The organism is Streptomyces sp. NBC_01506 (assembly GCF_045040295.1).
Lineage (GTDB): Bacteria > Actinomycetota > Actinomycetes > Streptomycetales > Streptomycetaceae > Streptomyces.
The window spans coordinates 142707-157365 of the sequence record NZ_CP109422.1 but is presented as its reverse complement, the minus strand read 5'-3'; the positions used below and the strand labels follow the sequence as shown (position 1 = coordinate 157365).

Below are 14659 nucleotides of genomic sequence, written 5' to 3'. Positions count from 1 at the left end.
CCCGGCGTTACGACTCCGGCTCGGTGAGCGCGGCCTGCTGCCGGGCCGTGCGCACGGCCGCCGAGAGATGGCCGATGTCGTAGGCCCCGTAGTGACGCCGCCCGTTGATGAAGAAGGTCGGCGTCCCCGACACTCCGCTCAGATCGGCGGAGTCCACGTCGTCGGCGATCCATGCGGCGCCCTTGTGGCGTCGCATGTGCCGCTCGAAGCGCTCCGTGTCGAGACCGAGGTCGGTGGCGAAACGGAGCGTGTCCGTGAACCGCAGCGTGCCTTCGTGCGCGAGCAGGCGATCGTGCATCTCCCAGAACGCGCCCTGGTCGTAGGCGGCTTCCGACGCCTCGGCGCCGAGCATCGCTCCGGGGTGTACGTCGGTGAGCGGCATGTGCCGCCATACGTAGCGGACGTCCCCGAAGTCGGCCAGCAGCTCCCGGATGACCGGCTCGGCCTTTCCGCAGTAGGGGCAGTCGAAGTCGCCGTACTCCACGACCGTCACCGGCGCCTCCAACGGGCCGCGGATCTTGTCGCGTTCGGGATCGACGGGGACCGCGAGATCGACGATCGACTCGTCGGTGCCGAGCAGGACCCGGATACGACGCCGCTTCGGCAGCAGTCCGATCACCGCGCTGATGGCCCAGGTCAGCGCGGAAGCGCAGATCAGCGACGCGAGTGTGCCGATCTTCGCCTCCTCCAGACGATCACCGTCGAAGGCCAGGGTGGCGATCAGCAGCGACACCGTGAACCCGGCGCCCGCGATCGTCCCGCCGGCGGCGACGGCGCCCCAGCCGACCGCGGGACGCAGCCGACCATGGCTGAAACGCGAGGTCAGCCATGAGGCGGAGAGCACCGCGACCGGCTTGCCGATGACGAAGGCGCCCACGATGCCCAGCGTGACGGGGGAGGTGAAGGCTTGCGACAGCTCGTTCGGGGCGACGCTGATCCCGGCGTTGGCCAGCGCGAACACCGGCACGATCACATAGCTGGACCACGGGTGGTACATACGCAGCAGCCGGTCGTTGGGCGAGATCGCCGACGCCAGCCCGAGCCGCGCGGAACGTTCCAGCTCCGGCGTCGGCTGTTCCCTGAACCGGCGGAACTGACCGGTGGCGCGCTCCAGATCACCGCGCGCGGCGGGGTACGCGGCGGTGAGCAGCCCCATCACCAGCCCGATGACGACGGGATCGACCCCGGACTCCAGCAGCGCGCCCCACGCGGCGATCGCCAGCAGCGCGTACCAGACACCACGGCGTACGCCCTCGTAGCGCAGCACCATGATCACGCCGAGGATGCCGAGGGCCACCAGCAGCGCCACCGGCGCGACGCGCTCGCTGTAGGCGAAGGCGATGACCGCGAGGGCCACGAAGTCGTCGACGACGCTCACGGCCAGGATGAACGTACGCAGCCCGGTGGGCAGCCGCCTGCCCAGCAGAGCGAGCATGCCCAGGGCGAAGGCGGTGTCCGTGGACATCGCGGCGCCCCAGCCGTAGGCCGTACCGTGCCCGGCGTTGATCAGGAGATAGATCGCGACCGGCACGAGCATGCCGCTGACCCCGACGAGCACGGGCAGCGCGATACGCCGTCCGTCGCGCAGCTCGCCCAGGTCCCGCTCGCGGCGCGCCTCAAGACCGAGGACGAAGAAGAACACCGCCATCAGCCCGCTGTTGACCCACTCCCGCAGCTCGAGTGACAGGCTGTGCGAGCCGAACGACAGCCCGATGTGGGTGCGCCAGAAGCGCTCGTACGACGAGAGATCGGCGTTCGCCCAGACGAGCGCGGCGATCACGGCAACCAGCAGGACGGCGGCGCTGCCCGTCTCGGTACGCAGGAATTCCCGCCATGGCGTGTGCGACGGCCGATCGAGCCGCGTCTGCCCGGTGTAGCCGGCGTCTGGGGAGGATTCCGTCATCCCTGGATTCTCCACTCACCGGGCGAGCGGGCGCGGCAGCGGGCTGTGTGTCGGCCCCGCGCTCTTGGCGTACCCCCCCGGACCGGACCGGACCGGACCGGACCGGATCGGTTCCGGCTCTGTTGGCCGCATCGTCCCCGACCGCCGCGCGGGCTCACGCCGCGTCGTGGAAGACGAGACCGAGGGTGTGCCGGCGACCGGTGCGTACCGTGCTCACCCCGTGCCGCATCGGCGCGTTCGACCAGCCCCGCGCGGAACGCACCGGCCGGTCGCGGGTGGTGAAGACCAGCCCGTGCCCTTGCGGAACGGTGGCCGACGAGCCCCGCGACTGGGCGCGCGGACGCTGCTCCGTCATGATGAACTCCCCGCCGCCGAAGTCCGTTCCGGGTACGTCCAGACCGATGACCACCTGGAGCGGGAACACCATCTCGCCGAACACGTCCCGGTGCAGGGCGTTCCAGTCGCCGGGGCCGTAACGCAGCAGGATCTGCGCGGACTTCGACTGCCCCGCCTCATGACACATCGTCAGCCACTCGTCCAGCGTGTCGGGCCAGGGTGCGGGCCTGCCCAGCTTCCCGGCCCAGTCGCGTGCGACGGGCAGCAGCCGCGGATAGAGCGCGGCGCGCAACTCCCGTACCACCTGGGGAAGTTCATGAGTGAAGTAGCGGTACTGCCCGGACCCGAAGCGATGGCGGGCCATGTCGACGGTCGTACGGAACCGCTCCGCGTCGTCGTACAGCGCGGTGACCGCGCGGCACTCGGCGGGGGAGAGGAGCGGCTGCCCGGTGAGGGCGTTGCCGTACGCGTCGAGGTCACCGGTGATCGAGCCCCAGTCCTGCGCGGCGACGCGCTCGCCGATCGGGCCTGCCCGGTTGATGGTCTTCATTGTCTCCGCGCCTTTCCGTCTCTTCCGGTCACTCCTGTCGCACCGTCCACAGTGCCGCCCGGAGACCTCCGAGGCTGGCGGGATTCGGACGTCGCGCTGGATGGGCGCGACGCCCGAACCCCGCCCCGAAAATGGGCCCGGCCGACCCCTCGGGGTCAGTCGGGCTGTCCGGCCCCCTCCAGCCCGTTCTCCTCCCACAGGTCGGTGCTGTACGCGCCGACCAGTGCCCCGACCCGGGCCAGGAGTTCGGCGGCCGGCAGGGCGTCCACGCGCCGCCCGTCCCGCAGGCGCAGCGCGACCGAGCCTCCGGCGGCCTCCCTCGCCCCGATCACCGCCTGATACGGCACCAGCCTGGCCGCCCTGACCCTGGCCCCCAGGCTGCCGCCCTCAGGCCCGGAGACCTCCGCCCGAAGCCCCCGCTCCGCGCATCGCTCCACCAGCTTTTCCGCCTGCGGGAGTTCGGTGTCGGAGACCGGCAGGACCACGAGCTGGGTCGGTGCCAGCCAGCCGGGAAACGCGCCGCCGTGCTGCTCCACCAGATGCGCGACCGCCCGCTCCACACTGCCGATGACACTGCGATGGATCATCACCGGCCGGTGTTTGGCACCGTCGGCGCCGATGTAGCGCAGATCGAACTGTTCGGGCTGGTGGAAGTCGACCTGCACGGTGGACAGGGTCGACTCACGCCCCGCCCCGTCGGCGATCTGCACGTCGATCTTCGGACCGTAGAACGCCGCCTCGCCCTCCACCGCCTCGTACGCGACACCCGAGTTGTCCAGGACCTCGGTCAGCAGCGCGGCGGACCGCTCCCACAGCGCCGGATCGGCGACGTACTTTTCACCCGGCCCCGGCAGCGACAGCCGGAAGCGTGCGGGACGGATGCCGAGCGCGCCGTACGCCCGCCGGATCAGCTCCAGCGCCGCCCGTGCCTCGTCGGCCACCTGGTCGACGGTGCAGAAGATATGCGCGTCGTTGAGCTGAATGGCCCGTACGCGGGTCAGCCCGCCGAGCACCCCGGACAGCTCGGAGCGGTACATGCCGCCCAACTCGGCCATACGTAGCGGAAGTTCACGGTAGCTGTGGGCGCGGGACCGGAAGATCAGCGCGTGGTGGGGGCACAGGCTCGGCCGCAGCACGAACTGCTCCCCGCCCAGCTCCATCGGCGGGAACATGTCGTCGCTGTAATGCGACCAGTGCCCGGAGATCTCGTACAGCTCCCGCTTGCCCAGCACCGGCGAGTACACATGCCGGTACCCCGCGCGCCGCTCCACGCCGCGGATGTACTCCTCCAGGGCGTGCCGTACGGTCGCGCCGTCGGGCAGCCAGTACGGCAGGCCGGCGCCGATCAGCGGATCGGTGTCGAACAGGTCCAACTCGCGGCCGAGTCTGCGATGGTCGTGCATGGGGGTCTCCTCGCTGGCGTGGAGCGAGTGACCACGTGACGAAGCCCCGGGGTTACTCACCCCGGGGCTTCGAACTGGATCAGCAGTCAGCGCGCCGGGACACTCTCCGGCGTCGTCGTCATCGCGATCATCGCGGCACGCTTCATGAGGTCGACCGTAGAGCCGAACCCGCGCCCACGGCAACGCCATTTCTCCCACGCGCCCCGTGAACACCTTGTGTCGTAACTCTGGACACCCGCCGAGCGGGCGTGCTGTCATTCCGCCACGGACTCTTTCCAACGTTGTAATGCCAGGGACGGAACCCCTTCCGCTCCCGCCCGTCACGCCCCCGCCCGCGCGAGGACACCGAGGACCCCATGAGACGAAAGCCCGCCAACCGCTCCCGACCACTGTTCCGCTCGCTGCTGCTCGCCGTCGCCCTGCTGCTGCCGACGACCGGCTTCGCCCCGGCCGCGACGGCCGCCGGCCCCGCGTCCGCCGACATCCCGGCAGCCGCCGCCCCGACGGCCGACGTACACGGTCTCAAGGGCGAGTACTTCAGCATGTCCGCGCCGGGCGCGCGCGACTTCGCCGACCTCGGGGGAGTGGCCCTCGATCCGCAGATCGAATTCCCTGGCCTGGCCTCGACGTTCGAGTCCCTGACCGGCCGCACCGAGCACACCACCGCCCGCTGGACCGGCCGGATCGAGGCTCCCGCCACCGGCGACTACACCTTCTACGCGACCGGCGACAACGGCTTCCGGGTGTGGATCGGCGACAAGGTGGTCATTGACCACTGGGTCCCGGACTGGGACAGGGAGCAGACCAGCCAACCGGTCACGCTGACCGCGGGCGAGCCCGCGGACGTCCGCGTCGAGATGTTCCAGGACACCGGCGGCGCGAACATGTTCCTGCGCTGGTCGGGTGCCGGGACCGAGAAGCAGATCGTCCCCGAGTCCGCGTTCACCCCGCCCGCCGGATTCGAGATCTTTCCGGTGTCCCTGACGGTCGGTCAGGACGGCCGCCGCCTCCGCGCGACCTTCGAGGACAAGGTCGGCGGCACGATCGCGGCGATCGAGGACCATCTGAAGGTCACGGTCGACACCACGCCGATGCCGCTGTCCTCCGTCGCCCGGACACCGGGTGACCCCAACTCGCTGACCGTCACGCTGAAGGAGCCGGTCCAGAAGGACCAGCGGGTCAGCTTCCGTTACGACGGCCAGGGCGGCCTCCAGGCCGGCGGCGAGACGGTGCCGGAGATCATGCGCACCGCGGCGAACGACTCCACGCACCGGCTCACCACCGAGTGGGGCGACAAACTCGACCCGGACAACCCGCTGCCCGAGTACCCCCGCCCGCAGCAGGTGCGCGACAACTGGAAGAATCTGAACGGTCCTTGGCAGTTCGCGGGCGCCGAGAAGGACGAACAGCCCGTCTTCGGCAAGGACCTGGACGAGAAGATCATCGTGCCGTTCCCGGTGGAGTCACAGCTCTCCGGCCTCGAACGCCACGAGGACCACATGTTCTACCGCAAGCTCGTCACCGTCCCCAAGAACTGGAAGGTCGGCGACGGCAAGCGGCTCAAGCTCAACTTCGACGCCGTCGACTACGCGACCCGCGTCTATGTCAACGGCACCCAGGTCACCGAACACACCGGCGGTTACACGGCGTTCAGCGCCGACATCACCGACGCGCTCAGATACGGCGGCAAGGGCCCGCAGGAGATCGTCGTCGCCGTCACCGACACCAACGGCCCCAACCAGCCGATGGGCAAGCAGTCCACCGACCCAGGCGGCATCGTCTACACCCAGTCGTCGGGCATCTGGCAGACGGTCTGGATGGAGCCGGTCGCGACGGCGGCCGTCGACGAACTCCTCACCACGCCCGACATCGACTCCCAGAGCCTCGCCGTCACCGTCAACTCCGCTAAAGCCTCACCCGACGCCAAGGTCAGGGCCGTCGCACGCGACGCCAAGGGCAGGATCGTCTCCACGGTCAGCGGCCGTCCCGGCACCGAACTGCGCCTCCCCATCAAGAACCAGCGCCTGTGGACCCCGGACGACCCGTACCTCTACGACCTCGACGTCACCCTCACCGACGGCCGGTCCACCGACAGCGTCGACAGCTACTTCGGTATGCGATCGGTCGGCATCGAGGAGGTCGGCGGCTACCAGAAGCTCGTGCTCAACGGGAAGCCCATCTTCTCCCTCGCCATGCTGGACCAGGGATTTTGGCCCGACGGTCTCTACACCCAGCCCAGCGACGCGGCCCTCGCGTTCGACCTCAAGGCCCAGAAGAAGCTCGGCTTCAACGCCGTACGCAAGCACATCAAGGTCGAGTCCGCCCGCTTCTACCACCACGCCGACAAGCTCGGTCTGCTCGTCTGGCAGGACTTCGTCTCCAGCGACATCACCAACGAAGCGGGACAGAAGACCTTCGTCGCCGAGGGCAAGCAGATGATGCGGCAGCTCCACAACTCGCCCTCCGTCATCGGCTGGATCGTCTTCAACGAGGGCTGGGGCGAGTGGAACCGTGAGGAGACCGGCCGGATCGCCGAATCGGTGAAGCAGACCGACCCCTCCCGCATCGTCAACGCCCACAGCGGTGTCAACTGCTGCTCCTCAAAGGGGGATTCGGGCAAGGGCGAGATCATCGACCACCACGACTACGTCAACAACGACGCACCCTTCCCCGACCACCGCGCCGCGATGGACGGTGAACACGGCGGCTTCACCCTCCGCACCCCCGGCCATATGTGGCCCGGCCCGCCCGCCGCGATCTACAGCGGGGTGGCAGACAAGGAAGCGCTCACCGCGAAGTACGTTCAGAACACCACGGACTTCTACCTCGAGGCGGCGAACGCCGAACTGTCCGGGTCCGTGTACACGCAGGTCAGCGACCTGGAGAATGAACTCAACGGCTTCTACACCTACGACCGCCGGGAGATCAAGGTCGATCCGGCCCAGGTGCGCGCCATCAACCTGAAGGTCATCAAGGCCGGCGCCGAGGCGGGCGAACGGGACGAGTTGAGCGGCGGCGGATACTGGCCGCTGGACGAGGGCAAGGGCACCACCGCCCAGGACAAGGGCCCGAACGGCAGCCCCCTGAACCTCGTCGGCGGCGCCGGTTGGACGCCGGGCGTCAGCGGCACGGCACTGGCCTTCGACGGCAAGGGCCAGTACGCGCAGACCGAAGGCCCGGTGGTCGACACGACCAAGAGCTACTCCGTGTCGGCGTGGGTCACCCTCGACGCGCTCCCCGGCAACTATGCGACGGCGGTGAGCCAGGACGGGCGGCGCACGGAGAATCCGTTCTATCTCCAGTACGGCCAGGGCGCGTTCGCGTTCAGCACCCCGGGCGGCAACCGCGCACGCCTGGAGATCAAGCCCGAGACCGACCGCTGGTACCACCTCGTCGGCGTCCGTGACTCGGCCTCGGACGACATCACGCTGTACGTCGACGGCGCACCGGTCGCGACCGTCGCCGCCGGCCCGGCCGATGTGAGCACCGGACCGCTGTCGGTCGGCCGTGCGAAGTACGACGGCGCCAAGGGCGACTTCTGGAACGGGTCGGTCGACCAAGTGCACGCTTACGACAAGGCGTTGACGGACAGTCAGGTACAGAGTCTGTACGAGGAGGAACGGCAGCGGTAACGCTGACACACAGCGATGTGGTCCCCGGCGAGCCGAAACGGCCCCGCCGGGGACCACACGCGCGTCGGGCGCGGCCCCCGTCCGATCGGAGGGGGTCAGCAGTACAGATTGCCGCCCGGCGTGACGCCCAGGATCTGGGTGAAGCTCTGGTAGTTGTTGATCCGGCTCTGGACCTGTGCGGGGTTGCGTCCGTCGCACTCCAGCGAGCCGTTGATGGAGCGGATCGTCTGGCCGAAGCCGGCTTGGTTGACCATGGCGTTGTGCGGGGTCATGGTGCCGGGTCCGTTCTGGGTGTTCCAGTACCAGAGTCCGGTCTTCCAGGCGACGGCCGCGTCGTTCTGCACGAGCCAGGGGTTGTTCAGCAGATCGATGCCCAGGGCGTCGCCCGCCGCCTTGTAGTTGAAGTTCCAGCTCAACTGGATGGGCCCGCGCCCGTAGTACGCGGCCTGCCCGGCCGGACAGCCGTACCACTGCGAACTGTCGCAGTAGTGCGGATAGTTGGCCGTGTTCTGCTCCACGATATGCACCAGACCACCGGTCTCGTGACTGACATTGGCGAGGAACGCCGCCGCCTCCTGACGCTTCACCGTGTCACTGCCCGTATTCGCGAACGCCGGATACGCACTCAGCGCCGCCGTCAGACCGGCATACGTATAGAACGAATTGCGACCCGGGAACATCTGATTGAACTGCGCCTCACTGACCACGAAGCCACCCGGGGACGGGTTACCGCCGCTGCTGGGCGCGTTCCACTTCTGGTTGGACTGCCCCGAGCAGGACCATATCTGGAGCCGGGTGCCGTTCGCCGTATTGCGCTCCTGAACGTCCAGACACTTGTTGGCCTGCGGGTTGACGATGTCGTTCGCGCCGGAGACCGTCCAGCGCTGGTTCGCACCGCCCGTGCAGTCCCACAGGTGGACGAGGGCGCCGTCGGCGGTGCTGTTGCCCGCGACGTCCAGGCACTTGCCGAGCGCGCGCAGTGTGCCGTCACCGGAGTTGGACCAGCGCTGGGCATTGCTGCCGTTGCAGTCGTAGAGCTGTACGGGGGTGCCGTTGGCGTTGCTCGCGCCGGCGACGTCGACGCACTTGCCCGCCAGACCGGTGATCTGACCGTCGGCCGCCTGGGCGACGGGGGCGGTGAAGAGAGTGGCGATGAGGGCTGCGACCGCGACGAGGATCGCGGACCGCAGGAGGGAAATGCCTCTGCCGGATTTGCTCAACATCTCTGAATGTCTTCCCTTCGCGCCAACGGCGCATGGAGCCCTGCCGGTTCGCCGACAGGGCCAAGGAGGAGATGCGCATGAGTGGTGTGTCGCTTGGATTGAAAGACAAGGTCTAGACCTTGTCAAGTGCATGGCGAACGGGGTCCGTCGATGGCTTGTGTGCCGGTCCGGACGGTCGTCGGCGGGCCTGTACAGCTCTTGCGCCGGGGCGTTGCGCGCTCATCGACACGTTCTTGGCGGCGCGCGGCCGAACGGCATATGACGGCATGTGAGATCCGATACGGTATCTCGCGACGCGCCGCCCACCTGCTGGCATAGTGCCCATCTGCGTGCTCGCACATCACACCTGGCGTGCTGCGTACTGATCCATCAAGGGCAAGGCGTTGACCTGGTGTTTCTTGATCGACAACCCTCTATCGGTAAGGTCTGTTACAGCGATATGACTATCTGCTACCTTGCATATGGGACCAACGCGACGGGGAGGTGGCAATCGTGAGCACGCCCAGTGCCGCCGTCCAGCGCCTGCGTCTTCGGACCGAGCTCCGCAGGGCCCGGAGCAACGCGGGACTGACCCAGCGTCAGGTCGCCGTCAAAATGGAATGGAGCCCCTCGAAGCTCATCAGAATCGAGGCGGGCGAGGTCGCGGTCACGGTCAACGACCTCAAGGCGCTGCTGGCCGAGTACGGGATCACCGAGCGCCGCAAGACAGAAGGACTGCTGGAACTGGCCCGGGGCAGCAGGAAAATGCCCTTCAACGAGTACCGCGACGTGCTGGGCAAGGAATTCCTCTCCTTCCTCGCCCTGGAATCCTCCGCCTCGATCATCCGGGGTTTCCACTTCTTCGTGGTTCCCGGTCTCTTCCAGACAGAGGAATACATGCGCGCACTGGTCACGGGAACCGGCCAGGGGGTCTCACCGGAACGGCTCGACCGAATGGTCGAAGCCCGGCTCGCACGCCAGGAGTTGCTGGAGGGTGACGAGGGAGCGAAGCACCTCGTGATCCTCGACGAGTCGATCCTGCGCCGGCAGATCGGCGGACCGGGCGTCATGCGCGCTCAACTGGAACGGCTGGCGGATCTGGCCTCCCACCCCCGGATCACCATCCAGATCATGCCGTTCGACGCCGGCGCCCACCCGGGGATTCTCGGCCCCTTCACGCTGTTCGAGTTCAGCGAGGACGGTATGCCGGACTCGGTCTATCTGGAGAACCCGCGCGGGGATTCGTTCGCGAGCAACGACCCCGAGGTGACCGGAAAGTACATCGAAGCCTTCCTGGAGCTGGAGGACCGGGCGCTCGACGACAACATCGGCGCGGTGCTGCGCCAGGTCAGCGAGCACGTCGGAGAAGGGAGCGAGGACCTGACACTGCCGGCCGTGACCGAGGAGCAGTAGGGACCGCGAGCCCGGCAAGATCCTCACGAATCACCCCGGACCGTCCGGACCGATCGGCTATCTCAAGCAACGCGCCACCCGCAGCCGCGCCCGATGCTGCGGTTTCTGACGAGTGATCACCGAGGTGGCCGATGAATGGGTCGGGGGCTCTCACCGGCGGCAGCATCCGCTGTCGCCGGTGGCGAGTACGGGGGTATGGGCATGCCAGGACGTAAACGCTCCGGTGTCGAAACCTGGGTGCACATCTGCAACGAGATCATCCATCACGTACTGCCGTTCCGGGCCCGGACGGTCCATCTGCTGTGGGTCGTCACGATCCCGCCGGTGGTACTGGGAAGCTGCTTCTACGTGGTCTTCTCGGTGCTCGCCCCGAACCCGAAAGGCTGGTTGGGGGTGGCCGGCTGCGGGGTGGGTGTGCTGCTGGTGGCCCGGCTCCGTACCCGGCTGACTCTCATGTCCACGGGGCGTGGCGCGCTCAGTCCAGCGGGGGCAACGCCCAGTCCCGAGAACGGGGTTGCCCGGCCGGCCCCGGAGACGTCCGCCGGGCCGAGCGGAGAAGAGGAGGCGCCCACCAGCCCGCTGCCGCCATGAGAACCAGCGAGGTGAGGACGCCGACCACGGCCGAACCGGTGGCACTTGCCGCGCCGTAGCCCGCGCCGTACGCGAGCACCCCTGTCAACAGGGCGTATACGGACCAGAACCAGGTCATGTCGCGAGGTGAGTACGAGGGCATCGAGCGCGTCATCGGTCATCCCCCTTGAAGTACGTCTGCGCAGCCAGCGTATCCCTCACACCCGACGCCGCAAGGGCGCGCGCGAGGTCGTCCCGCGCGTCGGAGCAGCGGAGGCGATCATGGCGAGAACTCGTATGTTCGTTTTCCCGTGCGCGATTGTTATCCTGAGGAAACGTGCGGACGTCGAGTGCACTTGATCGATTTCGCCGGTTCGAGAGTCGCACCACACAGTGAGCTGCCCCAACCAGGCTTTCCGTACGGAGTGTTAAGGAGGCGTGGGTGACCGGGTCATGGGCATGGCGCAAGAGCAGCTTCAGCGATGTCGTACCCGACAAATGCGTGGAAATCGCTTGGAACGCGGACACGGTCATGATCCGGGATTCGCACCATCCGCAGCGCGCGGTGCTGGGTTTCTCGCGCGCACAGTGGCAGGCGTTCTTCGATCACACCCGCCACACCTCCCACCCGTCGGTGGACGGATAGCGTAGAGACGGCTACCCCTTTTTCGGATGCTCGCTTTCCGGACGCCGGAGGCCGGACGTTCGTTACGGCAGGGCGGCGGTGGGACCGCCGGCGTCGAGGTCACCTTTGCGCAGACGGTAGACCTGCAACTGCAAGTTGTAATACTTCTCCGTCTCGCCGACCCACTCCATCCCAACCCGCCGGGCCGTCGCCGCGCCTCGGCTGTTCCTGGGCCGTACCACCGCGAACAGCTCCTCCACACCCGCGTCCGACTCGAAAGCCTGATGCGCCACGGCATGCCCGGCCTCCGCGGCCAGGCCCTGCCCCCATACGTCGGGAGCGAGCTGCCAGCCGATCTCCAGATCGCTGCCGAACGGGGGGAGCGGCAGCAGCGCCACCCCTCCGACCAGCTCACCGGTCTCGCGCAGGGAGATGGCCCACCGGCCCTGGGGAGGTTCGAGGGTGACCGACTCGCTCACCCATCGCTCGATCAGGCGCTCCATGGCCGGCAGATCCGACACCGGCTCCAGCGCCGGGGCGAGCCATCGGGACACCTCGTCCACGCCGTAGACCGGCAGCGCCGCCTCGGCGTCGCCGTGCGCCCACGGTCGAAGGGTCAACCGGGGAGTACTGATCCGGGAGCCTTCGATAATGACCCGATGTATTCGGTCAGCCATACAACGAGAATATCACCGGAACGCCTGGTCAGTCGGGGCCGGTACGGGCCAACTGCCTGTTCTTCGGCCACCGCTGGACCACCGGAATTCAGTGGAATAGACGGCCTCCCCCCACCGTTGAACCAGATGCAGGGGGTCGTACAGACCTCAGGCGTCGGCGACAGGAAGGGATCACATATGAAGCCTCGTATACACCCCGTATCCCGTCCGGTGGTCTTCCGGGACCGCGCCGCCGATGTCGCGTTTCTGACGCGCTCGACCGCGGAATCGGACAAGACGATCGAGTGGGAGGACGGGCGGAAGTACCCCGTCATCGATGTTGAGACATCATCGGCGAGCCACCCCTTCTTCACCGGTAAATCGCGGGTAGTTGACAGCGCGGGCCGTGTGGAGCGGTTCGAGCGTCGTTACGGAGACGCCTCGAAGCGCGGATGAGCAGCACCGGGTAGCGTCGGCACGAAGACGGAGTTCATGAGCCCCGGCAACGCGATCAATTGATCACGAGGCCGGGGCTTCCCCATGCCGCCGCGCGTTTCGCGTACGAGCGGGGGCGGTGTCTCCTCCACCCGGCGGCGGAATCGAATTGATCACCGCGCGGAAGCTCTGGCACCATCACGGGATGATCAGCATCGGGACGATCGTGATGGGCGCCTCCGACGTAGGGCGCGCGGCCGAGTTCTGGAGCCGGGCGCTGGACTACGTCCCGCGCGACGGCGAGGTGGCGGACGACTGGGTCGTCCTCGTCCCCGCCGGCGGTCAGGGCCCCGGCCTCTCCCTCGGGCTCAGCGAGTCGCCGGTGCAGAAGCATCCGCGTGTCCACCTCGACCTCTACGCGGACGACGCCGCCGAGCAGGCCGCGGAAGTGGCACGTCTGATGTCCCTGGGGGCCGAACGCGTCGACTGGGACCGCTATCCCGACGACGCCGACTTCGTCGTCCTCGCCGACACCGAGGGCAACCGATTCTGCGTCATCGACACCGGCCACGGCTGAGCGTCATGTCCGAGGAAGAGAGCCCAGTGAGTACCGAACTACGTTCCGCGGTCGTCCTGGTCACCGGTGTGATGGCCTCCGGCAAGTCCACCGTCGCCGGTCTGCTGGCCGGCCAACTGCCGCGCGCGGCCCATGTCCGGGGCGACACCTTCCGGCGCATGCTCGTCTCCGGCCGGGAGGAGTTGCTGCCCGAGGAGACCGCCGAGGCCAGGGCCCAAATGGACCTGCGCCGGCGGATCACGGCGACGGTGGCCGACGCGTACGCGGACGACAACTGGACGGCGGTCGTCCAGGACATCGTCATAGGCGAGGACTTGAGCCGGTTCGTCGCAGAGGTCCGCGCCCGCCCGCTGTACGTCGTCGTGCTGGCGCCGTCGATCGAAGCCGTACGGAGCAGGGAGGACACCCGCCCGAAGACCGGATACGGCGTCTGGACGGTCGAGGCGCTCGACCACAGCCTGCGCACGCACACCCCGCGCATCGGTCTGTGGCTCGACACCACGAAGCAGACGCCGCAGGAGACGGTCTCGGCGATCCTCGCCGACCTCCCGGCCGCCCTCGTCACCACCGAGAGCCGCTGACGCACCGCGACCGCGTGGCGACTCGGTGAAGCCCGTCTCCCGTCTTCCGTCTCCTCAGTCGCTCGTCGCCGCGTCCCGCCCCGCGTCGAAGGCGCGCCGCACCAGGCCGGGCAGTGGCCCGAGCCCGAGCAGACCCGACACCAGCTCGGTGGTGAGCGCATGCCACTGCCCGGCCCGCCGCAGCATCGCGTGATCCCCGCCCGGCATCACCACCGCGCACGCGTCGACGCCCGCCGCACGGGCGCGGCGCGCGACATCGCGGCTGCCCATCGGGTCGGTCGTACGGTCCCGGTCACCGTGCACGAGGACGACCTGCCGATCCACGAGCTGGTCCACCGGCTCCCCGGGCGGGCACCACGGCGCGAGCCCCACCACACCACGCACCAGGTCGTGCCCGGCCACGGCGAGCGCGGCGCGCCCGCCCATCGAATGGCCGACCAGCACGACCCGTACCGAACCGGCGAGCTGATCCAGCTCGTCCAGGGCCCGGCGCGCGTCCGCCGCCGCGTCGGCGCGCGCGCCGTTCCATCCCCGGTGCCGGTAGCGGACCCGTCCCACGAGAACGTCGTGACCTTCGGTGGCGCGCAGTACCGCACGCGTGAACGGCCACATCCGCGCGGCGGCCGGATCCCACCGGCGCGGCGGCTCCATACCCTCCGAGCGTCCGCCGTGCAGCAGGAGGACGGCGGTACGGGGGTGCGGGGTGGGTCTGTCGAGTACGAGGGCGGGCGGGAGTGGAGCGCGGGGATCGCTGACGGGCACGCGGTGCCTGGCCT

13 protein-coding genes are annotated in these 14659 nt (G+C 68.5%); 7 read left to right on the top strand and 6 right to left on the bottom strand.

Going from position 1 to position 14659, the window contains the following annotated elements; genetic code table 11:
• Nucleotides 1–7: 7 nt before the first annotated feature.
• The 3 genes from nhaA to thrS all read right to left on the bottom strand — a co-directional run bounded on the left by nhaA (nt 8) and on the right by thrS (nt 4252).
• The gene (gene nhaA, locus OG329_RS00680; protein WP_405791714.1) at nt 8–1903 is read right to left on the bottom strand and encodes a Na+/H+ antiporter NhaA; all 1896 of its coding nucleotides are present in this window, start codon (nt 1901–1903) and stop codon (nt 8–10) included.
• A 154-nt stretch (nt 1904–2057) separates the two neighbouring features.
• The gene (locus OG329_RS00675) at nt 2058–2789 is read right to left on the bottom strand and encodes a 2OG-Fe(II) oxygenase (RefSeq protein WP_405791713.1); all 732 of its coding nucleotides are present in this window, start codon (nt 2787–2789) and stop codon (nt 2058–2060) included.
• A 155-nt stretch (nt 2790–2944) separates the two neighbouring features.
• The gene (gene thrS, locus OG329_RS00670) at nt 2945–4252 is read right to left on the bottom strand and encodes a threonine--tRNA ligase (protein ID WP_405791711.1); all 1308 of its coding nucleotides are present in this window, start codon (nt 4250–4252) and stop codon (nt 2945–2947) included.
• A 296-nt stretch (nt 4253–4548) separates the two neighbouring features.
• Here thrS and OG329_RS00665 point away from each other — a divergent pair, with 296 nt between their 5' ends.
• A complete protein-coding gene (locus OG329_RS00665; RefSeq protein ID WP_405791709.1) occupies nt 4549–7824 on the top strand; it encodes a LamG-like jellyroll fold domain-containing protein in 3276 nt (1091 codons plus the stop codon).
• A 95-nt stretch (nt 7825–7919) separates the two neighbouring features.
• Here the strand turns inward: OG329_RS00665 and OG329_RS00660 are convergent, their stop codons facing one another.
• A complete protein-coding gene (locus OG329_RS00660; RefSeq protein ID WP_405791708.1) occupies nt 7920–9047 on the bottom strand; it encodes a lectin in 1128 nt (375 codons plus the stop codon).
• 492 nt (nt 9048–9539) lie between these two features.
• On the opposite strand from OG329_RS00660, the gene OG329_RS00655 reads away from it, so the two are divergent.
• The 3 genes from OG329_RS00655 to OG329_RS00645 all read left to right on the top strand — a co-directional run bounded on the left by OG329_RS00655 (nt 9540) and on the right by OG329_RS00645 (nt 11655).
• A complete protein-coding gene (locus tag OG329_RS00655; RefSeq protein ID WP_405791706.1) occupies nt 9540–10439 on the top strand; it encodes a helix-turn-helix domain-containing protein in 900 nt (299 codons plus the stop codon).
• Nucleotides 10440–10640: 201 nt separating this feature from the next.
• The gene (locus OG329_RS00650; protein WP_405791704.1) at nt 10641–11030 is read left to right on the top strand and encodes a hypothetical protein; all 390 of its coding nucleotides are present in this window, start codon (nt 10641–10643) and stop codon (nt 11028–11030) included.
• A 421-nt stretch (nt 11031–11451) separates the two neighbouring features.
• Nucleotides 11452–11655: a DUF397 domain-containing protein gene (locus OG329_RS00645; RefSeq protein ID WP_405791703.1), complete on the top strand. Its 204-nt coding sequence runs from the start codon at nt 11452–11454 to the stop codon at nt 11653–11655.
• A gap of 62 nt (nt 11656–11717) precedes the next feature.
• Here OG329_RS00645 and OG329_RS00640 read toward each other — a convergent pair whose 3' ends face one another.
• On the bottom strand, nt 11718–12311 hold the full coding sequence (locus OG329_RS00640; RefSeq protein ID WP_405791701.1) for a GNAT family N-acetyltransferase: 594 nt from the start codon (nt 12309–12311) through the stop codon (nt 11718–11720).
• A gap of 177 nt (nt 12312–12488) precedes the next feature.
• Here OG329_RS00640 and OG329_RS00635 point away from each other — a divergent pair, with 177 nt between their 5' ends.
• The 3 genes from OG329_RS00635 (at nt 12489) to OG329_RS00625 (ending at nt 13883) form a co-directional block, all read left to right on the top strand.
• Complete coding sequence (locus OG329_RS00635) at nt 12489–12746, top strand: type B 50S ribosomal protein L31 (RefSeq protein ID WP_405791699.1); 258 nt, start codon at nt 12489–12491, stop codon at nt 12744–12746.
• Between the two features lie 184 nt (nt 12747–12930).
• Nucleotides 12931–13302: a VOC family protein gene (locus OG329_RS00630; protein WP_405791697.1), complete on the top strand. Its 372-nt coding sequence runs from the start codon at nt 12931–12933 to the stop codon at nt 13300–13302.
• A 5-nt stretch (nt 13303–13307) separates the two neighbouring features.
• Nucleotides 13308–13883, top strand: coding sequence for an AAA family ATPase (locus OG329_RS00625; RefSeq protein ID WP_405791695.1), 576 nt, complete (start codon nt 13308–13310; stop codon nt 13881–13883).
• 54 nt (nt 13884–13937) lie between these two features.
• On the opposite strand, the gene OG329_RS00620 is transcribed toward OG329_RS00625, so the two are convergent.
• A complete protein-coding gene (locus OG329_RS00620; protein WP_405791693.1) occupies nt 13938–14645 on the bottom strand; it encodes an alpha/beta hydrolase in 708 nt (235 codons plus the stop codon).
• Nucleotides 14646–14659: the final 14 nt, after the last annotated feature.